This is a genomic window from Verticiella sediminum, from assembly GCF_007558815.1.
In the GTDB taxonomy this organism is placed as follows: Bacteria; Pseudomonadota; Gammaproteobacteria; order Burkholderiales; family Burkholderiaceae_B; genus Verticiella; species Verticiella sediminum.
Genome location: NZ_VLTJ01000007.1, coordinates 167,288 through 189,028, shown reverse-complemented (window position 1 = coordinate 189,028; position 21,741 = coordinate 167,288). Strand labels below are relative to the sequence as shown.

The following is a 21,741-nucleotide window of genomic DNA, read 5'->3' as shown; positions in this document are numbered from 1 at the left end:
TGCCGCGACACCGTCCAGGGCTCAGCGCAGCCGGCTCCCCGCCGGTCCGCCAGTGCCACCCCCGGGGGGCGCGTGAGCGCGTAGAGGGTCACCTCTCTACGCAGGTGGGATAACTGTAGGTGCCTACCGTCAACCTGGCTTCCTTGCCCCGGTTCCAGAACTCGATCGGCCCCTGCGCGCTGCTGCCGGTGTAGCGCGCTCCCGATGCGGCGATCGCCGGCGCCAGCGGAAACACCGCGTCGCCCACGCGCAGCGTCATCTGGTCGCTGGCTTGGGAATAGCGCGTGTGGATCGTCTGCGGGCCGCACTGGAACGAGGACTCAATCACGTCGCCGCCGTCCGACCCCGATGCGGGCGCAGGCATGGGGGCGACAGCGGTCCCGACCATGCTGGCGCCGGGCGTGGTCGGCGATACGGCCGTGTCGTGGTAGGGGTTGGCGCAGCCGGCGAGCACGGCGCCCAGGGCAAATACGCCGCCGCCCGCGAGGGCACGGTAGCAGGGCATGGTGTTTCTCCTTGTTGTTGGAACCGCCGTTGGCCACGCAACCCCTGTGCCATGACGCGACGGGTATGATGGCGGCTTGCCCGTTCGAGCCGTCCCGATGTCCGCGCTGCCCGTCATTGCCCTTTTCCTGCCCGCCGGCGCACGTGCCGATGCCTGGGTATCGGCATGGCTGGCCACGGCCGAGGCCGCGCGCACACTGGTGCTGGCTCACGGTGACGTCTACGCGCAGCCCGCGCATCCGCTCTATGCCCAGGTGCTGGAGGCGCCGGCGGCCAGCCGTGCGTCGCTGCGGCCCGTGTGCGTGTGCTGCGTGCCTCAGCGCGGGCTGGTGCGCACGCTGGACGAGTCGAGCTGGCGCTTTGCGCGGGGCGGCCGGCGCGCGTACGAACGCGTGCTGCTGCTCAGCAACGCTGCCGAGCCGACGGCCGTGCTGCGTACGCTGCTCGACGATGCGCGCATCGCCGCCAAGTACGCCCTCGCGCGCTGCCTCGTGGCGCTCCGGGAAGGCCCACCGGGCGCGGCGGTCGAGGACGGTCTGCTGCGCCGGCTCGAGTTGGCCGATGCCTTGCTGGTGGATGCCGACGCGCGGCCGGCGTGGCAGGCATGGCTTGCGCAGGCCGGGGTGCCGCCGCCCGTCTGCTCCGAGCTGGCCTCGGCCCTGGCCTTGCCCGTGCCGGCGCCCGCTGCGCTGCACGCGCTGCGCGAGCGCGCGCATCCCGGGTTCTGATCCCGCCGGCCTGGCCGGCCCTCTTGTCTTGAGATTCTCATGAGTGAGCCTTCCGACGGTCTGCTGCATTGGCAGTCCGGTGACGGCGCTGCCAAGGCGGCGCCGTGGCGTTCGACCCAGCCGCTGCCGCGCCGCCTGGTCCCCGCCGACGACCGCATGGCGGCCGACCAGGCGTTTCGCCTGGCCGCCGAAGGAACGGCGCTGGTCTGGGAGGGCGACTACCAGAATGCGCGCCAGTTGCTGCAGGCGCTCGCGCGCCGTCTGGAGCGGCGAGGGCGGCCGCGCCGCCAGCCGGAAGACCTGACGCAGGCCTTTCACCTGCAGCGCCAGGCGCAGGCCCAGCGTGCCCGGCTGCTCGGCATGGTGGCGCTGCCCTTCGACACGGGCTGGCGCCTCGGGCTCAGGCGCGCGCCGGACGTCAGCCTGGCCTGCGAGCAGGCCTGGGGGCCGCTCGCGACACCGGCGCTGGTCCCGCTGCGCGACCTGCTGGGAGCGATCGGCGCCTACGAATGGCGCCGGCGCGGCGTGCCGGTGGCGGCGCTCGACGCGGCCATCCATCCGCATTACGGTGTGTTCGCGCCCACGCGCGGCGAGTACATCGATCTGCTCGCCACCGCGCCCCTGCCGGCCGCGGCTCTCGCCATCGACGTGGGCACCGGCACCGGCGTGCTCGCGGCAGTGCTGGCGCGGCGCGGCGTGCCGCGCGTGCTTGCCACCGACGTGCAGCCGGCCGCGCTCGCCTGCGCGCGCGAGAATCTGGCCCGGCTGGGCTACGCCGACCGGGTCGAGGTGGTCCAGGCGGATCTCTTTCCGGCGGGCGTGCGCGCCGGGCTGATCGTGTGCAACCCGCCGTGGCTGCCCGGCAAGCCGGCCGCACCGCTGGAGGCCGCGATCTATGATCCCGACAGCCGGATGCTGCGCGGCTTTCTGCAAGGCGCACGGGCGCATCTCGCGCCCGAGGGCGAGGCCTGGTTGATCCTGTCGGATCTCGCGGAACGCCTCGGTTTACGCGCGCCCAATGCGCTCGCGGGCTGGGTGGCCGCGGCTGGCCTGACGCTGGTCGAGCGCCACGACATTCGGCCGCGGCATGGCAAGGCGCGGGACGCCGACGACCCGCTGCATGCCGCGCGGGCGGCCGAGATCACCTCATTGTGGCGGCTGCGCGCCGACTGAACCGGGCAAGGTCCGGTGCGGCACGCCGGCTCGCCCGGCGCGCCGCACCGGCGCAGGCTCAGGCCGTCTCGTCGTCATCGCTGCCGCGCGCGGCGATGTCGGCGTGCACCTGGGCCATGTCGACTTCCTTCACCTTGGTGAGCAGCTCGTCGAGCTGGCCGGCCGACAGCGCCCCCGGCTGGGCGAACAGCATGACGCGCTCGCGGAACACCATGATGGTGGGAATCGAGCGGATGTTGAACGCCGCGGCGAGTTCCTGCTGGTCTTCGGTGTTCACCTTGGCGAAGGTGATGTCGGTGTGCTTCTCGGAAGCCTTCTCGAACACGGGCGCGAAGCTGCGGCAGGGCCCGCACCAGGGGGCCCAGAAATCGACCACGACCGTGCTGTCGCCGGTCACGACCTCCGGTAGGGTTTCCTGATCCAGTTCGACGATGCTCATGGTCTCTCCTTGATAGGTTACGCATTACATGGGGCTGGGGCGGCCGGGTTCAAGCGCCGGGCCCGCGGCGGGCTTCAGTGGCTGGCGTGCACCTGGGCCAGGATCTCGTAGGATCGCTTGCGATCGGCGAAATCGTGGCAGTCGGTCACCACCATCACCTCGTCGGCCTGCGTTGCATCGATCAGCGCCTGCAATTCATGGGCCACGGTCTCGGGGCCGCCGACGATCGCGGCGCCCAGGCGGTCCATCACCGCCGCCTTTTCACGCAGGTTCCAGACCTGGTCCATGTCGTCCACCGGCGGCTGCAGCGGGCGCCGCTCGCCGCGCACCATCGACAGGAACTTCTGCTGGGCCGTCGTGGCGAGCCGACGGGCCTGCGCGTCGGTTTCGGCGGCCACGACCGGCACGCCGATCATGGCGTAGGGACGCTCGAGCGTCGCCGAAGGCTGGAAGAGGTGGCGATACAGGCGCATCGCCGCCATGCCTTCCGGCGAGAAGTGGCCGGCGAACGAAAACGGCAGGCCGAGCTGGGCGGCCAGGCGCGCCGAGAAATCGCTGGAGCCCAGCAGCCAGATCGGCACGTCGACGCCGGCGCCGGGGATCGCGCGCACCGGCTGGCCCGGCTGCTCGGCGGCAAAATAGCTGCGCAGTTCCTGCAGCAGGGCCGGGAAACGGTAGCCCGCCTGCGGATCGCGCCCGAGCGCGCGCAGGGTGGTCGGATCGGTGCCCGGGGCGCGGCCCAGGCCCAGGTCGATGCGCCCGGGAAAGAGCGTGGCCAGGGTGCCGAACTGCTCGGCGACGATCAGCGGGGCATGGTTGGGCAGCATCACCCCGCCCGAACCCACGCGCAGCGTCTGCGTGTGGGCGGCGACCTGGCCGATCAGCACGGCGGTGGCGCTGCTGGCGACGCCCGCGATGTTGTGGTGCTCGGCCAGCCAGAAGCGGCGATAGCCGAGCGCTTCCACGTGGCGCGCGAGTTCGACGGTGTTGCGAAAGGCGTCGGCCGCCGTGCCGCCCTCGACGATCGGGGCCAGATCGAGGACGGACAGCGGCGTGGCGGACAGGGGTTTCATGGGGACTCCGTGAGCGGGCGGTCGCGCCGCCGCGACGGCGTGCGCAGGATGGGCATGCGCCAAGGATAGCCCATCGTGCGCGAGGCCGAACGGATGCGTGGCGCCGGGCTCGGAGCCGCATGCGAAGGCGCGGCCTGCGGTAAAGTTGTGCATCGTTCGCGTCGCCGACGCGGCACAGCGCAGGAGCAGGGTGGCATGGCAGCGGAATCGGGCATGGCGTTGACGCAGACCATCGCCTTGCTCGGGGCGGCCGTGGTGGGCGTGCCGCTGTTTCGCCGGCTGGGCCTGGGTTCGGTGCTGGGCTATTTGTGCGCCGGCCTGGTCATCGGCCCCTCGGGGCTGGCCTTGATTACCGATCCGCGCACGCTGCTGCACGTGGCCGAACTGGGCGTGGTGCTGTTTCTCTTCGTGATCGGTCTGGAGATGCGCCCGTCCAAGCTCTGGGCGCTGCGCGGGCAGATCTTCGGCCTGGGCGTGGCCCAGGTGCTCGCCTGTACCGCCTTGCTCACCGGCGTGGGCACGCTCGCGGGGCTGCCCGTGCCGGCCGCCTTCGTGGGCGCGGCCGGCTTCGTGCTGTCCTCCACCGCGGTGATCATGCAGATGATGAAGGAGGCCGGCGAGCTCACGCTGCCGGCCGGGCAGCGCGCGGTATCCATCCTGCTGCTCGAGGATCTGGCCATCGTGCCGCTGCTGCTGGCGATCAGTGTCTGGGCGGCGCTGCACGGCCGCGGCGATGTGCACGCCGCGCCGTTGTGGCAGAGCATCGGCATCGCGCTGCTTGCGCTGGTGGCCGTGCTCGCCGCCGGGCGCTGGCTGCTCGACCCCATGTTCCGTCTGCTCGCCAGAGTGCGCGCGCACGAGGTCATGACCGCGGCGGCACTGCTGGTCGTGCTGGGTGCGGCCTATGTCCTGGAAGCGGTGGGCCTGTCGATGGCCATGGGCGCCTTTCTCGCCGGGGTGCTGCTCTCCGAATCGTCGTTCCGGCACGAGCTGGAGGCCGACATCGAGCCGTTCCGCGGCCTGCTGCTCGGCCTGTTCTTCCTGAGCGTGGGCATGGTGCTCGATCTGCGCCTGGTGATCGAGCAGTGGCCGCTGGTGCTGGCGGGCACGCTGGCCTTCATGGCGGTCAAGGCCCTGGGCATCTACCTGGTCGCCCGCCTTTTCGGCGCGGGCCGCGTCGAGGCCGAACGCCGCGCCGGTCTCTTCGCGCAGGGGGGCGAGTTCGCCTTCGTGCTGTACTCGGCGGCGCAGGCCGCGGGCATGATCGAGCCGGCCACCTCGGCGGTGATGACGGCGATCGTCGTCCTGTCCATGGCCTTCACGCCGCTGGTGGTGATGGCGCAGCGGCGCTACGCCAAGCCGGCGCCGCCCTCGATGGAAGGCATCGAGCATGCCAACGGTCTGCACGCGCGCGTGCTGGTGATCGGCTTCGGCCGCTTTGCCCAGGTCGCGGCACAGTCCCTGCTCGCCAGGCGCATCAGCGTGTCGCTGATCGAGAGCGACGTCGACATGATCCGCGCAGCGGAGCGCTTCGGCTTCAAGGTGTACTACGGCGACGGCACCCGCCTGGACGTGCTGCGCGCCTCGGGCGCGGCCACCGCCGAGGCGATCCTGATCTGCGTGGACGATCCCCGTGCCACCGACCTCATCGTGGAGCTGGCCAAGACCTCGTTCCCGCATGCCGCGCTCTTTGCGCGCGCCTACGACCGCGGCCATGTGCTGCGCCTGGTGGCCGCGGGCGTGGACAATCAGGTGCGCGAGACCTTCGAGTCGGCGCTGGCATTCGGCCACATGGTGCTCACGGAGCTGGGTTTTTCCGCGGACGACGCCGACGCCACGATCGAGGAAGTGCGCGACTGGGACGCCGAGCGCCTGCGCGTGCAGATCCTGCGCGGGCTCGAGGCGGGCAATACACTGGTGCGCAACAATGTCAGCACGCCGATGCCCGAACCATTGCGTCCCCCGGACAAACATACCGGCCCCGATACCGGGGCCAGAGGAGAGCCAGGATGACAGCCTTGACCCTTGAGCAACGCAGGCGCGATCTCGGCGGCGGCCTGAGCGTGGGGCGGGTCCTGCCCGCAGCGCAGCGGCGCATGGTCGGCCCCTTCGTGTTCTTCGACCACATGGGGCCGCTCACGCTGGCCGCGGGCGTGGATCGCGGTGTGGACGTGAGGCCGCATCCGCACATCGGCCTGTCCACCGTGACGTATCTGTTCGCCGGCGAGATCATGCATCGCGACAGCGTGGGTTCGGCGCTGCCGGTGCGGCCCAAGGAAGTGAACTGGATGACGGCGGGCAAAGGCATCACCCACAGCGAGCGCTTCGAGAAGGCGCGCGCCCAGGGCGACTTCCTGCACGGCATCCAGGCCTGGGTCGCGCTGCCCACCGAATTCGAGGAGGCCGACCCTTCGTTCTCGCATCACGAGGGCGGCGATCTGCCGCGCTGGTCCGAGGGCGGTGTGCATGGCCAGTTGATCGCCGGCGAGGCGTACGGCCTGAAGGCGGCGGTGCGCACGCACTCACCGCTGTTCTACGCGCATCTGGAGCTGTCCGCGGGCGCCTCGGCCGAGCTGCCGGCCGGCCACGCCGAGCGGGCGTTGTACGTGGCCCAGGGCGCGGTGCAGGTCGCCGGCGAGCGCATCGACGCCGGCCGCATGCGCATCCTGGACACCGCGGACACGCGCGTGAGCGCCATCGAGCCGGCCACCGTCATGGTGCTCGGCGGCGAACCCGTGGGCGAGCGCTACCTGTACTGGAACTTCGTGTCGTCCTCGCGCGAGCGGCTCATGCAGGCCGCGGCCGACTGGAAGGCGGGACGCATGAAGCTGCCCGACGCCGACGATGAGGAGTTCATCCCGTTGCCGGAGAAGGGCCCGGCGCCGCCGCCGGCCATGTCCTGAATCCCTGAACCACGGCGCCGCCGTGGCCGGCGTCCGCAAGCCGGCGGGCGCCGTCCGCGGCGAGTTGCCTCCGTCCCGTTCGCAGGAGAAGCTGCATGAGTTCCGAAACCCATTCCGCGCGCGCCCTGGCCGAGATCGTGAGCCGCATCGGCGATGCGCGCTACGCCGTGGTCAACGAAGCCGGCCGTCATCGCGTCGTGTGCGATGAAGGGATCACCGACGGCGGCCAGGACGCCGGCGCGAAGCCCTACGAACTGTATCTGTCCGCGCTCGGCGCGTGCACGGCCATGACGCTGAAAATGTACGCCGAACGCAAAGGCTGGCCGCTGGAGTCGGTCGACGTGCGCCTGGCCTTTCTGCGCGGGGAGGCCGGCGATCGCATTGCCCGCGAACTGGTGGTGCGCGGCGAACTCGACGACGCGCAGCGCGCCCGCCTGGCCGACATCGCCGAGCGCACGCCCGTCACGCTGACGGTCAAGGCCGGCACGCCGGTCGACACTACCCTGGCGCCGCGCGAGGCGGCATGAACGGCATGGCCGGCAGCCCCGGCGCGTAGGCCGTGTCGGCCGCTTGTGCATCGGGATGGCGGGCCGCATAGAGGCGCGCCAGGCGGTACAGGCGCTCGCGGCGCAGGATCTCGGCCATGCCGCCCTGGCGCGGCCGGCCGGCGGCGGCCAGGCCGTCCACCGTGGCGCGCAGCACGGCCGCCACGGGTTCGGCGTCCTCGCTCCACCAGCGCACCAAGAGCCGGTCCGGATCGAGCACGTCCATGCCCATGCGGCGCAGCTCCGGACGGTTGAAGTCCTTCAGGTTCCAGGTGAGCACCGACACCTCGGGCGGGGCGGCCAGGCCGCTGCGGGCGCGGCGCGCGAGGCCGGCCGCGATCACGTGCCAGTCCTTGGCGTCGCTGTAGCGCAGGCCGGTTTCGTACGGCGCCACCTCGCCGGCGTCGGCTTGAGGAAAGCGCGCCTGCATGAGCGCCCATTCCTGCTCGAGCACGCCCGGCTCGATCGGCCAGAGCCGGGCGGCGTTGCGCCGCCATTCCTCGCCGATGCGCGCGCTCCAGACGGGCAGGTAGCGGCCGGTGGCCGCCAGTTCGAGCAGGGCCGGACGCAGGACGCCGGACATGAGGATGCAGGCGTCGAGGACGATGAAGTGGGGGCGGGCAGTGCTGGGCATGGCGCAGTGTAGCGCCTGGCGCCGGCGCACGCCGCCGCGTCTGGCTACAATTCCCGCTTTTGGGGCCACGCGGCCGGGGTGAGCATGTCAGCCGTCATCGCGCTCGTATTCGACTTCGACGACACGCTCGCGCCGGACAGCACGAGCGGGCTGCTCGAACACATGGCGGTGGACGCCAAGGCGTTCTGGCGCGACACCGTCGACCCGCTGGTGGCCGCCGACTGGGACCCGGTGCCGGCCTACCTCTACGCCTTGATCGCCTTGTCGCGCGCGGGCACCTGCGGCCCGATCACGCGCGATCGGCTGGCGCAGTGGGGCGCGCAGGTGCCGCTGCACGAGGGCGTGGATACGCTTTTCGCGCGGCTGCGGGCGTACGTCCAGCAGTTCGACCCGGCCGTCCAGCTCGAGTTCTACCTCATCTCCAGCGGCATCGGCGACGTGGTGCGTGCAACGCCCATCGCCGGCGAGTTCACCGATATCTGGGCCTCGGAATTCTCCTACGACCCCGAGGGCGCGATCGATTTTCCGCGCCGCATCGTGAGCTTCACCGACAAGACCCGCTACCTCTTTCACGTGCAGAAGGGCATCGTCGGGCCGCGCTTTCGCGGCAAGCCCTTCGAGGTCAACCGCAAAGTGCCGGAGGAGCGCCTGCGCGTGCCCTTCGACCGCATGATCTTCGTGGGCGACGGCTATACCGACATTCCGTGCTTCTCGCTGATCCGCAAGTCCCGCGGCACGGCCTTCGGGGTCTGGGACCCGCTGCATCGCGACAAGCGCAGCCGGGCCTGGGGCTTCGTGGAGGACGGCCGCGTTTCGAACCTGAACTACGCGCGCTACGGCGAAGAGGCCGAGCTCTACCAGTTGCTGGAGATGGCGATAGCCGGCATCGCCCAGCGCATCGCGCTCGCGGGGCACAGCTATGGCGGTTGAGGATGGCGGCGTCGCCGCGACCAGCGTGCGCTTCAGCGCCGCGGACGAGGGCTGGATGCAGCGTGCGCTCGCCCTGGCGGCCCTGGCGGGCGAGCAGGGCGAGGTGCCGGTCGGAGCGGTACTCGTGGCGGCCGACGGCCGTGTGCTGGGCGAGGGCAGCAACCGGCCCATTGCGAGCAGCGACCCCACCCAGCACGCCGAGATCGTGGCGCTGCGCGCGGCCTGCGCGGCGGCCGGCAACTACCGGCTGCCGGGGGCCACGCTGTATGTCACGCTGGAGCCCTGCGTCATGTGCATGGGCGCCATGCTGCACGCGCGGCTGGCGCGCGTGGTGTACGGCGCCGCGGACCCCAAGACGGGTGCCTGCGGCGGCGTGATCGACGTTCCGGCCGAGCCCAGCCTGAACCACCAGACACGGGTCGAAGGCGGCCTGCTGGCCGCTGCCTGCGGCCAGTGCCTGCGCGAATTCTTCCGCGCGCGCCGGCGTGCCGCCCGGCGCGCGGCCGCCGCGGCGCTTGTCGGGCCCGGGACGCCGGCGGGCCTGCCCGACGAGGGCGCAGGCAGCGGCGGGTGAATCGTTCAAGGGCTGCCGAGGCCTTGCACCGAATGCAATAATGTTGCGATAACGCCTTGATTTTGCTATCATTGCAACAACATTGCAAAAGTGTCCGCCCGCGCAGTGCGAGCCCCCCGCCCGCACCTCGCGCGCCAACGCGGCGCCGTCACCCCGTCCACATCATGCCCAAGGCTACGCAAGCTCCCGCCGCCATCCCGCGCCGTCTCAGCGTGTTCGCGCTGTCCGCGCCGGGCCGTCTCGTCCTGGTCGCGCCCCTGGTGGCCGCCCTGTGGCTGGCCGTGGCGTGGGCATGGGGAGGCGCGGTATGAGCGCCCCCGCCCGGCCGCCCGAAGGGGGCGCTCCCTCCCTCGGGGAGGATGTCGCGCAGCGACAGGAGGGTACCCCAGTGAGCGCCACCGCGAGAGGGTCGGGTGGCGACGCGGGCGCGGCCTCGATGCCGGTGATCCGCCTGGACGGCGTCGAGGTCGTCCTGCGCGGGCGCCGCGTACTGCACAGCGTGACGGGCGGCTTCGAGGCCGGTTCGCTCACGGCCATCGTCGGCGCGAACGGCGCGGGCAAGAGCACCTTGCTCAAGGCGGTGATGGGGCTGGTGCCGCTCGCCTGCGGCGACATCGAGCTGGCGGTGGAGCGTCAGCGCATTGCCTATCTCGCCCAGCAGTCCGGCATCGAGCGCAGTTTTCCGTTGTCGGTCCTGGATTGCGTGCTGCTCGGCTTCTGGCCGCGCGTCAGCCTGTGGCGCCGGGTCGGCCGCGAGCAGCGCGAGCGGGCGCTGGAGGCGCTGGCCGGCGTCGGCCTGGCCGACGTGGCCGAGCGCCCGGTCGGCGCCTTGTCCGCCGGGCAGTTCCAACGCATGCTCTTCGTGCGCGTGCAGTTGCAGGACGCCGGCATCATCCTGCTCGACGAACCCTTCAACGCGGTCGACGCGCGCACCACCGACGAGCTGCTTGAGATCGTCGCGCGCTGGCATGGCGAAGGCCGCACCGTGGCCGCCGTGCTGCACGATCACGCCCAAGTGCGCGCGCATTTCCCCAGTACCCTGCTGCTGGCCCAGGCTCCCGTGGCCTGGGGCGATACCGACGCGGTGCTGTGCGCCGAGAACCTGCGCCGCGCGGGCAACCAGACCAGGGCCTGGGACGCAAGGGCGGCTTGAATGAAACCCACCCCCTGCGCGCTGACGCTGCGTTCGCTGCCGGCTCCGCGGTGCCCTGGATCGGGCGGCGCCGGTTTCGCGCGGTGCGCGCCAGAGATCTTGCCCGCATGAGTCTGTACGATCTGGCCATCGCACCGTTCCAGGATTTCGTCTTCATGCGCCGCGCGCTGGCCGCGGTGTTCGCGCTGGCGCTGGGCAGCGCGCCGCTGGGCGTGCTGCTCACGCTGCGCCGCATGAGCCTGGCGGGCGACGCGCTCGCGCACGCGGTGCTGCCCGGCGTGGCCGTGGCCTTCATCGTGTTCGGCCTGTCGCTGCCGGCGCTGAGCATCGGCGGTTTTCTCGCCGGGGTGCTCGTGGTGCTGGCCGCGGTATGGGTGAGCCGCTACACCGACCTCAAGGAAGACGCCAGCTTCGCCGCGGGCTATCTGGTCGCGCTGGCGGCGGGCGTGCTGCTCATCTCCTCGCACGGTACGCAGATCGATCTGCTGCACATCCTGTTCGGCAACATCCTCGGCGTGGACCGCGTCGGCCTGGTGCTCGTGACCGGGGTGAGCAGCGTCACGCTGGTCGGCCTGGCGCTGTTCTACCGGGCGTTCCTGCTCGAGAGCTTCGACCCGGCCTACCTGCGCAGCATCACGGGCGGAGGCGGGCTGTTCCAGTTCCTGTTCCTGATGCTGGTGGTGGCCAATCTGGTCGCCGCGTTCCAGGTTATGGGTACATTGATGGCGGTCGGCCTGATGATGCTGCCCGCCGTGTCGGCCCGGCTCTGGCACGCCATGCTGCCGGCCCAGCTCCTGAACGCCGCGCTGCAGGCGCTGCTGGCGGGCTATGCCGGCCTGCTGTTGTCGTATCACTTCGATCAGCCCTCCGGGCCGGTCATCGTCATGTGCTCGGGCGCGCTGTATGCCTTGTCGCTGCTGCTCGCGCCGCAGGGCTGGCGCGGCCGGCGCAAGGCGCACCTGCACGCCGAGGCGGTCGCGCAGGGCCACCTGCACCACGACCACGAACACCACTCCCATCTTCACTGAAGCGCTCACGCGCGCGAGATTGCCCATGATCCGATTCCGACTCGGCTGGCTGGCCGCCGCCGTCCTTTGCCTGGCCAGCGCGTCCGCCCGCGCCGAACCCGTGTCCGTGGTGGCGAGCTTCAGCATCCTGGGCGATGTCGTCGAACGCGTCGGGGCGCAGCACGTCAGGGTGCAGTCGCTGGTCGGTCCCGACCAGGATGCCCACGTGTTCCAGCCTCGGCCCTCGGATGTGGCCGCGGTGGGCAAGGCGCAACTGGTGGTCATCAACGGCCTGGGCTTCGAGGGCTGGATCGCGCGCCTGATCCAGGCGGCGGGCTATCGCGGCCCGGTCGCGCTCGCCACCGAAGGCGTGCCGGCGCGCGGCCTGGCGCCCGGCGCCCATGCGCATGGCGACGCGGGCGACGATCACGGACATGACGACCACGACCACGATCATGCGCCTGCCGCCGGCAGCGCCACCGGCACGCCCGATCCGCATGCCTGGCAGAACCCGCTGAACGTGGCGCGCTACGCGCACAACATCGCCGGGGCGCTGTCGGTGCTGGAGCCGGCCCTGGCCGCCGAGTTCCAGGCCAACGCGCGCGCCTACGAGACCGAACTGAGGGCGCTCGACGCCTGGATCGCGCAGCGCATCGAATCGGTGCCGCAAGCGCGCCGCGTGGTCATCACCACGCACGATGCCATGGGCTATTACGCCGACCGCTATCACGTGAAGTTCGTGCCGGCGCAGGGCATCAATACCGCGAGCGAGCCCAGCGCGCGCCAGGTGGCGAACCTGGTCCGGCAGGTGCGGGCCGAGGGCGTATCGGCCCTGTTCGTCGAGAACATGGCGTCGGACACCGTACTGCGCCAGATCGCGGCCGAGACCAGCGTGGCCATCGGCGGGCGCCTGTACAGCGACGCCTTGTCCGCGCCCGCCGGCGAGGCCCCCGACTACATCACCATGATGCGGCGCAACACGGAGCACCTGGTCACTGCGATGCAGGCCGGCGGGCAGTGAGCGCCTCGGCGTAAGCCGGTTGGCGGGCTCCGATGCGCCGCCGGCGACCTGCCGCCGCGCCGGCCAGGGCTTGAAAAGAATACCCCTAGGGGGTATATTGGACCCATACCCCAGACGGGTATCGAGGTCTCATGTCCAGCAGTGCCCCCAGTCCTTCGGATCCACGCCGCCCGCTCACGCTCGCGCTGCACGGGATGACGTGCGCCGCGTGCGCCAGCCGTATCGAAACCGTGCTCAACCGTGTGCCCGAGGCGCACGCCATGGTGAACTTCGCCACCGAGACGGCCACGGTCGAGTGGCCGACGGGCGCCGATGCCGCGCCGCTGCTGGCGGCCGTGCGCAAGGCGGGCTATGAGGCCGAACTCGTCGAGGCGCTCGCGCAGGTGCCCACGGACCACGCCGCGCAGGCGCAGGCGATATTCCGCCGTTTCGTTCTGGCCGCGGTCTTCACCTTGCCGCTGATGATCGAAATGGCCGCCATGCTGACGGGCGGCCATCACGGCGTGGTGCCGCGCTGGCTGCAGTGGCTGCTGGCCACGCCAGTGCAGTTCGTGGCCGGTGCGGGCTTCTATCGCAGCGCCTGGCGCAGTGTGCGCGGCGGTTCGGCGAACATGGACGTGCTCGTCGTGCTGGGCACCAGCATGGCCTATGGCTACAGCGCGGTGGTGACCGCTTTCGGCCTGGCGGGCGCGCACGTGTACTTCGAGGCCAGCGCGGCCATCATCACCCTGGTGCTGCTCGGCAAGTGGATGGAGCAGCGCGCCAAGGGCAGGGCGTCGGATGCGATCGCCCATCTGCTCGGGCTGTCGCCGCGCACGGCGCGGGTGCGCCGCGGCGATGGTTACGTCGAGATTCCGGTGAGCGAGCTTGCCGTGGGCGACATCGTCCAGGTCAGGCATGGCGAAGTGATCGCGGTGGACGGCGAGGTGATCGAGGGCCGGGCGGCGGTGGACGAAAGCCTGCTGACCGGCGAGAGCCTGCCGGTGGACAAGGGGCCCGGCGCCCGCGTGCATGCCGCCACGCGCAATCAGGGCGGCAGCCTGACGGTGCGCGCCGCCAGTGTGGGCGCCCGCACGCACTTGGCGCAGATCGTGCGCCTGGTCGCCCAGGCCCAGGGCTCGCGCGCGCCCATCCAGCGGCTGGCCGATCGCATTTCCGCGGTGTTCGTGCCCAGCGTACTGGCGGTGGCGGCGCTGACGTTCGCGCTGACCTGGTGGTGGACCGGCGCCGGCGTGCTTGCGCTGGTGCACGCGGTGGCGGTGCTGGTCATCGCCTGCCCGTGCGCCCTGGGCCTGGCCACCCCCACCGCCGTCATGGTCGGGGTCGGGCGCGGCGCCGTGCACGGCATCGTGTTCCGCAGCGCGGCGGCGCTGGAGACCGCGGGCCGGCTGGATGTGCTGGTCGTGGACAAGACCGGTACGCTGACCGAGGGCCGTCCGCGCGTGGTGGACGTGCATGCGGAACCCGGCCGGACGCCGGCCCAGGTGCTGGCGGTCGCCGCCGCGCTGGAGGAGGGCTCGGAGCATCCGCTGGCCGCGGCCATTCTCGATGCCACCCAGGCTGCCGGCGTGGTGGTGCCGCGGCTGGAGGCCTTCGCGGTGGTCGAGGGCATCGGCGTCGAGGGCACGCTGGCCGGCGCGCCGGCGCGCATCGGTGCGCCGGGCTGGGCCTTGCAGGACACGCCGCAGGCAGGCGCCGCCGATGCCCTGGTCGCCGGACGCGGCGCGGGCCACACGCTGGTCGCGGTGGTGCACGCCGGGGCGCTGCTGGGCTCCATCGCGCTGGCCGATGCGGTGCGTCCATCGTCCCGCGAGGCGGTGCAGCGCCTGCGTGCGCTGGGCGTGGAGGTGGTCATGCTGACCGGAGACAACCCGGGCACGGCGGCGGCCGTGGCCGCCTCGGTGGGCATCGATCAAGTCCAGGCGCAGGTGCTGCCCGCCGGCAAGGCGGACTACGTGGCGCGCCAGCGCGCCGAGGGCCGCGTGGTGGGCATGGCCGGGGACGGGGTCAACGATGCACCGGCCCTGGCCACGGCCGACGTGGGCTTCGCCATGGGCGCGGGCAGCGACGTGGCGCTGGAGGCCGGCGACATCACGCTGATGCGCAACGACCTGCGTTCGGTGGCCGACGCCATTGCGATGTCGCGCGCCACCCTGCGCAAGATACGCCAGAATCTTTTCTTCGCCTTTTTCTACAACGTGCTGGGCATCCCGCTCGCGGCTTTCGGCCTGCTCAATCCGGTGATCGCCGGCGCGGCGATGGCCATGAGTTCGGTCTCGGTGCTGGGCAACTCGCTGTTGCTGCGGCGCTGGCGCCCGCCGGCGGACGACGTGCAGGACGCGGGCACGGTGCCGGCACAGACTCAGGGAGTTCGATCATGACGACACAGAGCATCACCTTGCCCGTTCAGGGCGTCACCTGCGGCGGCTGCGTCGCCACCTTGCAGCGTGTGCTGGGCGGGCTGCCCGGCGTGGCCTCGGTCGCGGTGGAGCCGGCGAGCGGGCGCACCGAGGTGCGCTACGACCCGGCGCGCACCGATCGCTCGGCGATGGTCCAGGCGGTCCAGGATGCCGGCTATGACGTCGCCTGAGGACGCCGCGCCGGCGCCGGCCTGCTGCGCCGCGCCCGAGGACGCGGCGCGCCGTGTCGTGCAGCCCGACAAGGCCAGGCTGCTGGCGCGCCTGTCGCGCATCGAGGGCCAGGTGCGCGGCGTGACGCGGATGATCGAGGAAGACCGTTATTGCATCGACGTGCTGACGCAGCTCGCCGCGGCCAAGTCGGCGCTGAACGGCGTGGCCATGCAGCTCCTCGAGAACCATGCCCGCGGCTGCGTCACACGGGCCGCGCACGATGGCGACGGCGAGGCGGCCATGGACGAATTGATGAAGGTGTTGCGCCGCCTGGACGGCAAGGCCTTCGACTAGGGCGCTCGACAATGCGCTGCCTGCGCAGGTTGCAGCGCGCGGCATCCTCCGGCCGCGTTGCAGCGGCTACACTTTCGCATTGTCCAGAACCCTGCGAACGCCGTGCCTTACTCCGTCGATCACGACCATCCCCACGATCATGCCCATGCGCACGATCATCCGCCCGCCAAGGGGCGCCGCAAGCGCGAGGGGATTTATCTCATCTCGCCCGCGGGCGCGGTGCTGGAACCGGACAGCGTCGCGCTCGCCCGTGAACGCCTGAAAGCCTACGGCTACAGCACGGTGCTGGACCGCGCGGCGCTCGCGCGCCAGCAGCGCTTTGCCGGCACCGACGAGCAGCGCCTGGCGGCGTTCGAACGCGCGGCCGCCCAGCGCCACGACATCGTGATGGCGGTGCGCGGCGGCTACGGCATGACGCGCCTGCTGCACCGGATCGATTGGCATCGCATGGCCGACAGCGGCAAGCGCTTCGTCGGCCACAGCGATCTCACTGCCTTCCAGTTGGCGCTGTATGCCCAGACCGGCACCGTCAGCTATGCCGGCCCGATGGCGCGCTACGACTTCGGCGGCAAGAAGCTCGACGAACTCACGGCGGAGATGTTCTGCGAGGTGATGCGCGGCGAACTGGAAGTCGTGAGTTTCGAGTCGCCGGACAGCGATCCGGTCGATGCGCGCGGCGTGCTGTGGGGCGGCAACCTGGCGCTGGTCACCGCGCTGCTCGGTACGCCGTATCTGCCCAAGGTGCGCGGCGGCATCCTCTTTCTGGAGGATATCAACGAAGCGCCGTACCGCATCGAACGCATGTTGATCCAGTTGCTGCAGGCCGGCGTGCTGGCGCGCCAGAAAGCGATCGTGCTGGGCCGTTTCACCGGCTACCGCACCACCGACCTCGACGGCGGCTACGATCTGGCGGACGTGATCGCCTGGATCCGCCGGGAAAGCGGCGTGCCGGTGATCACCGGCCTGCCGTTCGGGCATGTACCGACCAAGGTCACGCTGCCGGTGGGCGCCAAGGTGGGCGTGGCCACCGAAGGCGGCATGGCCTATCTGGTCCTGCAGGAACACAGCCACTGATTCCGCCGCGGCGGGGTTCGAATTCATCCATTGCTTGCGAGGTCCGTCCTATGCCGATCGTCGAAGTGGGGTCCGCCCGTGTGTTCTATCGCGTCGAGGGCCAGGGCCCCGGCCTGGTGCTGGTGCACGGCACGGGCGGGGATTCGTTCACCAACTGGGCGCAGGTCGCGCCCGCCTTTGCCGATGCCTGGACGGTGGTGCGGCCCGACTACGCCGGCTCGGGCCAGACCGAGGACGATGGCGCGGCCCTCACGGTGCCCTTGCTGGCCGAGCAGGTGCTCGGCGCCGCGGACGCGGCCGGTCTGGACTGCTTCGACCTGGTGGGCTTCTCGCTCGGCTCGGCCGTGGCCGTGCACCTGGCGGCGCATTGGCCGCAGCGCGTACGTCGCCTCGTGCTCACCGCGGGTTTCGCGCATGCGCGGGGGCCGCGCATGCAATTGCAGTTCTCGCTCTGGACCCGCCTGATGGTCGAGGACCGGCGCAGCTTCTGCGAACTCGCCATGCTGACCGGCTTCAGCCCGGCCTTTCTCGCCGGCCTGACACCGGCGATGGTCGAGGAGCTGGTGCAGATCGGCGTGCAGGGCAATCCATGGGAAGGCATGCTGCGCCAGACCAGGCTCGACGCCGAGCTGGACGTGAGCGAGGCGCTCGCGCGCATCACCCAGCCGACGCTGGTCATCGGCTGCACGCACGACCACATGGCGCCGCCCGCGCACGCGCGCGAACTCGCGCAGGCCATCCCGGGTGCCAGCTACGTCGAGCTGGAGAGCGGGCACCTGCTGCCCATGGAAGCGCCCGAGCGCTTCATCGCCGCTGTCCGGCCCTTCCTCGCCGCCCGGTGAGGCTCACGCACGCGTGGTATCTTAGGTTCGAACGCCGGACGCCCAGGGCGCACCGGCACGCATTGCCTCGGTGAGCGTTGACCACGGGCCAAAGCGCAAGCCTCGTCCGCACTCACAGGCCCCGGCGCATGGGCCGGCGGCTGGAGAAGGTCTTGAAGAACTACGATCTGCATTGTCATTCCACGGTGTCCGACGGCGAGCTGCCGCCGCGGGCGGTGGTGGCCCGCGCGCTCGAACACGGCGTGGACGTGCTGGCGCTCACCGACCACGACGAAGTGGCGGGCGCGGCCGAGGCCGCGCAGGCGGCGCGGGCGCTGGGCCTGGCCTTCGTTCCGGGCGTGGAAATTTCGGTCACCTGGGCCGGCAAGACGATCCACGTGGTCGGCCTGCGCGTCGATCCGGACGACGCCGCGTTGGTCCAGGGCCTCGCGCTGACGCGCGACGGCCGGCTCGATCGAGCGCGGGAAATGGGCGCGCGGCTGGCCGCGCTGGGCATCGAGGGTGCGTTCGAGGGCGCCATGGCCCGGGCCGGCAACCCGGCCCTGGTCAGCCGGACGCATTTCGCCCGCTATCTGCTGGACGTCGGCCATTGCCGCGACATGAACGCAGCCTTCGACCGCTACCTCGGCACCGGCAAGCCGGCCTACGTCGACATGCAGTGGGCGCGCCTGTCCGACGCGCTCGCCTGGATCGCCGGCGCGGGCGGGCAGGCGGTTCTGGCGCATCCGGGGCGCTACGACTACAGCCCGACCGCCTTCGGCGCGCTCTTTGCCGAGTTCAAGGAGCGCGGCGGCGCGGCGATCGAGGTCGTGACCGGCAGCCACTCGCCCGACCAGTACGGCGAATATGCCGACATTGCGCGGCGCTACGGCTTCCTGGCCTCGCGCGGGTCGGACTTCCACGCGCCGGGCTACGGGCGGGTGGACTTGGGCGAGCTGCCACCGCTGCCCGCGGGGCTGACGCCCGTCTGGCACGATTGGGGGCTGGGGTGAGAGTCCCCCCTACGCGCTTGCGCGCGTCCAAGGAAACGCCGAGCCGCCCTAAGTTTCCTTGCCCCCTCGGGCAGCCGTACGGAGACTGACATGAACAAGGCTTTCACCAAGGAACAGGACGACGCCGACGACGAGGATGCCGTCCCCGCCGAACTGGCGCTGCCCAAGGGCACGCGCAACTATCTGACCCCGCGCGGCTATCAGCGCCTGCGCGACGAGCTGGCCCACCTCATGACGGTCGAGCGGCCCAGCGTGGTGCAGATCGTGTCCTGGGCGGCCTCGAACGGCGACCGCTCGGAGAACGGCGACTACCTGTACGGCAAGCGCCGGCTGCGCGAGATCGACCGCCGCATGCGCTTTCTGACCAAGCGTCTGGACCTCGCCGAGGTCGTCGATCCGCGCGAGCAGCAGAACACCGACCAGGTGTTCTTCGGCGCCACCGTCACCTATCTCGACGCCGACGGCGAGGCGCATTGCGTGAAGATCGTCGGCGTGGACGAGGCCGAGCCGCTCAAGGGCAAGATAAGCTGGATATCGCCCGTCGCGCGCGCCATGACCAAGGCCCGGGTGGGCGACACCGTGACCCTGCGCACGCCGGGCGGCGTACAGGAACTGGACATCGTCGAAGTGGCATATACGGACGCCGAGCCGGGCGACGAGCCGGCGCCCTAGCGGGAGGCCTGCCCGCGCCGCCTTGCAGCGGCGCGGGCGCGGGCACGTTCAGCCCTTCAGCCGCACGATGCGCTGCACCTGCGGCACGCGGCGCAGGTAGCGAAAGACGCGGGCCAGGTGCTCGCGGCCCTCGACCTGGACGGTGAGGTGCAGGATCACGCTGGAGACGGCGTCGTCCTGCGTGGTGACATGGGTGATGTTGGAATCGGCCGCGGTGAGTTCGGCCGCGATCCGGCCCAGCACGCCGCGCTCGTTGCGCGCGACCACGTCGATGCGCGTGGTGAAGTGGCTCTTGGTGTGTTCGTCCCAGGCCACGTTGACCCAGCGTTCGGGCTCGCGGGCGCGCAAGCGCTTGGCCACCGGACAGTCGGCGGTGTGCACGACCAGGCCCTGGCCCAGGCGGATGAAGGCCATCAGGCTGTCGCCGGGGATCGGCGAGCAGCAGGACGAGAGCTGCACCGACTGGCCTTCGTTGCCCTGGATCAGGATGGGCGCGCTGCGCGCCGCCACGAATTCATCGACCGCGGCGGCGGTGGTCGCCACCACGTCGGCGCCGGGCGCGAAGCGGCGCGCCACCACGGCGGCCAGGCGTTTGCCCAGGCCGATGTCGGCGAGGATCTCCTCGCGTGAATCGGCGCCGGTGGCGCGCGCGAGCTTGTGCCACACCGGGTCTTCCGCGGGGGGCATATGCAGGCCGAGCAGGGTCAGTTCCTGGGTCAGCAAACGCTCGCCGAAGGCGACCGATTCGGTGTACTTGACCGTGCGCAGATAGTGTCGGATCTCGGAGCGGGCGCGTCCGGTGCGCACGAAGTTCAGCCATTGCGCGTTCGGGCGCGAGGCCGACGAGGTGACGATGTCGATCGTATCGCCGCTCTTGAGCTCGGTGCGCAAGGGAACGAAATCCCCGTTGACCTTGGCCGCGACCGTCTGGTTACCGATGTCGGTGTGGATGTGGTACGCGAAATCGATCGGGGTGGCGCCGCGCGGCAGCGAGATGATCTGCCCGCGCGGGGTGAACACGTAGACCGCATCCGGAAAGAGATCGACCTTGACGTGCTCGAGGAACTCGCCCGAATCGCCGGTCTGGCGCTGGATGTCGAGCAGCGACTGCAGCCACTGATGAGTGCGCTTTTGCAGGTCGTTCAGCGACACGTCGGCGCTCTTGTAGAGCCAGTGCGACGCCACGCCGCTCTCGGCGATGTGGTGCATGTCGCGGGTACGGATCTGGAACTCCACCGGGGTGCCGTAGGGGCCGACCAGGGTGGTGTGCAAGGACTGGTAGCCGTTGATCTTGGGGATCGCGATGTAGTCCTTGAACTTGCCGGGCACCGGGCGGTAGAGCTGATGCAGGGTGCCGAGCGCGAGATAGCACTCCGGCTGGCTGTGCACCACTACGCGAAAGCCGTAGATGTCCAGCACCTCGGAGAACGACTTCTTCTGCTCGACCATCTTCTCGTAGATGCCGAACAGGGTTTTCTCGCGGCCGTACACCTCGGCCTCGATGCCGGCCGCCGGCAGGGCCGCGCGCACGGCGTCGGTGATGCGTCCCACCACCTCGCGACGGTTGCCGCGCGCGGCGAGCACGGCCTTCTGCAGCACGCGATAGCGGTTGGCGTACATCGCCTCGAAGCAGCGATCCTGCAGCTCGCGGAACAGCACGTTCAGGCCGAGCCGGTGGGCGATCGGCGAGTAGATGTCCAGGGTTTCGCGCGCCACGCGCCGCCGCTTCTCGGGAGAGACCGCGTCCAGCGTGCGCATGTTGTGCAGGCGGTCGGCCAGCTTGATGAGGATGACGCGCACGTCGCGCGCCATCGCGAGCAGCATCTTGCGAAAGCTCTCGGCCTGCTGCTGGGTCTTGCTGGCGAATTCCAGGCGATCGAGCTTGGAGAGCCCGTCGACCAGTTCGGCCACCTCGCCGCCGAAGCGTTCGGCGAGCTCCTGCTTGGGGACGCCCTGGTCTTCCATGACGTCGTGCAGCAGCGCGGCCATCAGTGCGTCCGCGTCGAGCTTCCAGCCGGCACAGATCTCGGTGACCGCGATCGGGTGCGTGATGTAGGGCTCGCCGCTGCTGCGGAACTGGCCCAGGTGGGCGGCGTCGGAGAATTTGTAGGCCTCGCGCACCCGCTGGACGTCGGCGGGTGCGAGATAGGCCGATATCTGCTCGGTGAGCGGTGCGAGCGTGACCGGCACCGCACCGGGTGCGACCGGGGCAGGGGATACGGTGCCGGACTCCGTCATGATGCGACCCTCGGGCAGACAGTTGCGATAGGCCTCAGGTCGGGACCTTGCGCAGCATTTCAACGCCGGTGGCGCCGACGGCGACTTCGCGCAGCGCGGTCACGGTGGGCTTGTCCTTGGAGTCGACGCGGGCCATGTGGCCCTGGGCGAGTTCGCGTGCGCGGTACGTGGCGGCCAGGGTGAGCTTGAAGCGGTTGGGGATCTGCTTCAGGCAGTCTTCGACAGTGATGCGGGCCATGTGGATTTCCTCGGCGAACGAAGGGTGTATCGGAAAAACGGCGGGAGAACGACAAGAACCGCCGGGCCGCGGCGGCC

At 70.9% G+C, this 21,741-nt stretch carries 24 protein-coding genes; 18 read left to right on the top strand and 6 right to left on the bottom strand.

Features of this window, described 5'->3' with window-relative positions; translation table 11 throughout:
* Window positions 1-88 precede the first annotated feature (88 nt).
* Window positions 89-505, bottom strand: a complete 417-nt coding sequence (locus FOZ76_RS04225) for an MliC family protein (RefSeq protein WP_170235288.1) — start codon at window positions 503-505, stop codon at window positions 89-91.
* Window positions 506-602: 97 nt separating this feature from the next.
* On the opposite strand from FOZ76_RS04225, the gene FOZ76_RS04220 reads away from it, so the two are divergent.
* Together FOZ76_RS04220 and FOZ76_RS04215 are read left to right on the top strand one after the other, a co-directional pair.
* The gene (locus tag FOZ76_RS04220) at window positions 603-1,232 is read left to right on the top strand and encodes a CobW family GTP-binding protein (protein WP_143946882.1); all 630 of its coding nucleotides are present in this window, start codon (window positions 603-605) and stop codon (window positions 1,230-1,232) included.
* Window positions 1,233-1,271: 39 nt separating this feature from the next.
* Window positions 1,272-2,405, top strand: coding sequence for a N5-glutamine methyltransferase family protein (locus tag FOZ76_RS04215; protein ID WP_143946881.1), 1,134 nt, complete (start codon window positions 1,272-1,274; stop codon window positions 2,403-2,405).
* A 58-nt stretch (window positions 2,406-2,463) separates the two neighbouring features.
* Here FOZ76_RS04215 and trxA read toward each other — a convergent pair whose 3' ends face one another.
* Complete coding sequence (gene trxA / locus FOZ76_RS04210) at window positions 2,464-2,844, bottom strand: thioredoxin (protein WP_143946880.1); 381 nt, start codon at window positions 2,842-2,844, stop codon at window positions 2,464-2,466.
* A 74-nt stretch (window positions 2,845-2,918) separates the two neighbouring features.
* Window positions 2,919-3,917 (bottom strand): LLM class flavin-dependent oxidoreductase, encoded by a 999-nt coding sequence (locus FOZ76_RS04205; RefSeq protein ID WP_143946879.1) that lies wholly within the window; start codon window positions 3,915-3,917, stop codon window positions 2,919-2,921.
* A gap of 195 nt (window positions 3,918-4,112) precedes the next feature.
* Between FOZ76_RS04205 and FOZ76_RS04200 the strand changes: the two genes are divergently transcribed.
* From FOZ76_RS04200 to FOZ76_RS04190, 3 genes are all read left to right on the top strand, one after another.
* A complete protein-coding gene (locus FOZ76_RS04200) occupies window positions 4,113-5,930 on the top strand; it encodes a monovalent cation:proton antiporter-2 (CPA2) family protein (RefSeq protein ID WP_143946878.1) in 1,818 nt (605 codons plus the stop codon).
* Window positions 5,927-6,820 carry a pirin family protein gene (locus FOZ76_RS04195; protein ID WP_143946877.1) on the top strand — a complete coding sequence of 298 codons (894 nt, stop codon included), beginning with the start codon at window positions 5,927-5,929 and terminating at the stop codon, window positions 6,818-6,820. Before FOZ76_RS04200 ends, FOZ76_RS04195 begins: the two co-directional genes overlap by 4 nt.
* A gap of 95 nt (window positions 6,821-6,915) precedes the next feature.
* Window positions 6,916-7,347, top strand: coding sequence for an OsmC family protein (locus tag FOZ76_RS04190; RefSeq protein ID WP_143946876.1), 432 nt, complete (start codon window positions 6,916-6,918; stop codon window positions 7,345-7,347).
* Here the strand turns inward: FOZ76_RS04190 and FOZ76_RS04185 are convergent.
* Entirely contained in the window at window positions 7,319-7,999 is a 681-nt protein-coding gene (locus tag FOZ76_RS04185) for a PIN domain-containing protein (protein WP_143946875.1), read from the bottom strand. The genes FOZ76_RS04190 and FOZ76_RS04185 overlap by 29 nt on opposite strands.
* 84 nt (window positions 8,000-8,083) lie before the next feature.
* Here FOZ76_RS04185 and FOZ76_RS04180 point away from each other — a divergent pair, with 84 nt between their 5' ends.
* From FOZ76_RS04180 to greB, 13 genes are all read left to right on the top strand, one after another.
* Window positions 8,084-8,929, top strand: coding sequence for an HAD family hydrolase (locus FOZ76_RS04180; RefSeq protein WP_143946874.1), 846 nt, complete (start codon window positions 8,084-8,086; stop codon window positions 8,927-8,929).
* Entirely contained in the window at window positions 8,919-9,503 is a 585-nt protein-coding gene (gene tadA, locus FOZ76_RS04175) for a tRNA adenosine(34) deaminase TadA (protein WP_143946873.1), read from the top strand. Before FOZ76_RS04180 ends, tadA begins: the two co-directional genes overlap by 11 nt.
* Before the next feature lie 164 nt (window positions 9,504-9,667).
* Entirely contained in the window at window positions 9,668-9,814 is a 147-nt protein-coding gene (locus FOZ76_RS27395; protein WP_170235287.1) for a hypothetical protein, read from the top strand.
* A gap of 77 nt (window positions 9,815-9,891) precedes the next feature.
* Complete coding sequence (locus FOZ76_RS04170; protein WP_342781861.1) at window positions 9,892-10,656, top strand: metal ABC transporter ATP-binding protein; 765 nt, start codon at window positions 9,892-9,894, stop codon at window positions 10,654-10,656.
* 107 nt (window positions 10,657-10,763) lie between these two features.
* Window positions 10,764-11,684, top strand: coding sequence for a metal ABC transporter permease (locus tag FOZ76_RS04165; protein WP_143946872.1), 921 nt, complete (start codon window positions 10,764-10,766; stop codon window positions 11,682-11,684).
* A gap of 25 nt (window positions 11,685-11,709) precedes the next feature.
* A complete protein-coding gene (locus FOZ76_RS04160) occupies window positions 11,710-12,684 on the top strand; it encodes a metal ABC transporter solute-binding protein, Zn/Mn family (protein ID WP_143946871.1) in 975 nt (324 codons plus the stop codon).
* Between the two features lie 131 nt (window positions 12,685-12,815).
* Window positions 12,816-15,065 (top strand): heavy metal translocating P-type ATPase, encoded by a 2,250-nt coding sequence (locus tag FOZ76_RS04155; protein ID WP_143946870.1) that lies wholly within the window; start codon window positions 12,816-12,818, stop codon window positions 15,063-15,065.
* Window positions 15,062-15,274, top strand: a complete 213-nt coding sequence (locus tag FOZ76_RS04150) for a heavy-metal-associated domain-containing protein (RefSeq protein WP_143946869.1) — start codon at window positions 15,062-15,064, stop codon at window positions 15,272-15,274. The genes FOZ76_RS04155 and FOZ76_RS04150 overlap by 4 nt, the downstream gene beginning before the upstream one ends.
* Window positions 15,261-15,608, top strand: coding sequence for a metal-sensitive transcriptional regulator (locus tag FOZ76_RS04145; RefSeq protein ID WP_143946868.1), 348 nt, complete (start codon window positions 15,261-15,263; stop codon window positions 15,606-15,608). The genes FOZ76_RS04150 and FOZ76_RS04145 overlap by 14 nt, the downstream gene beginning before the upstream one ends.
* A gap of 102 nt (window positions 15,609-15,710) precedes the next feature.
* Window positions 15,711-16,682: an LD-carboxypeptidase gene (locus FOZ76_RS04140; protein ID WP_143946867.1), complete on the top strand. Its 972-nt coding sequence runs from the start codon at window positions 15,711-15,713 to the stop codon at window positions 16,680-16,682.
* Between the two features lie 50 nt (window positions 16,683-16,732).
* Window positions 16,733-17,524, top strand: coding sequence for an alpha/beta fold hydrolase (locus tag FOZ76_RS04135; protein WP_143946866.1), 792 nt, complete (start codon window positions 16,733-16,735; stop codon window positions 17,522-17,524).
* 128 nt (window positions 17,525-17,652) lie between these two features.
* Window positions 17,653-18,516, top strand: a complete 864-nt coding sequence (locus FOZ76_RS04130) for a 3',5'-nucleoside bisphosphate phosphatase (RefSeq protein ID WP_143946865.1) — start codon at window positions 17,653-17,655, stop codon at window positions 18,514-18,516.
* Between the two features lie 90 nt (window positions 18,517-18,606).
* Window positions 18,607-19,188, top strand: a complete 582-nt coding sequence (gene greB / locus FOZ76_RS04125) for a transcription elongation factor GreB (RefSeq protein WP_143946864.1) — start codon at window positions 18,607-18,609, stop codon at window positions 19,186-19,188.
* 48 nt (window positions 19,189-19,236) lie between these two features.
* Here greB and FOZ76_RS04120 read toward each other — a convergent pair whose 3' ends face one another.
* Window positions 19,237-21,426 (bottom strand): RelA/SpoT family protein, encoded by a 2,190-nt coding sequence (locus FOZ76_RS04120; protein WP_143946863.1) that lies wholly within the window; start codon window positions 21,424-21,426, stop codon window positions 19,237-19,239.
* A 34-nt stretch (window positions 21,427-21,460) separates the two neighbouring features.
* Window positions 21,461-21,664, bottom strand: a complete 204-nt coding sequence (rpoZ, locus tag FOZ76_RS04115) for a DNA-directed RNA polymerase subunit omega (protein WP_143946862.1) — start codon at window positions 21,662-21,664, stop codon at window positions 21,461-21,463.
* Window positions 21,665-21,741 lie beyond the last annotated feature (77 nt).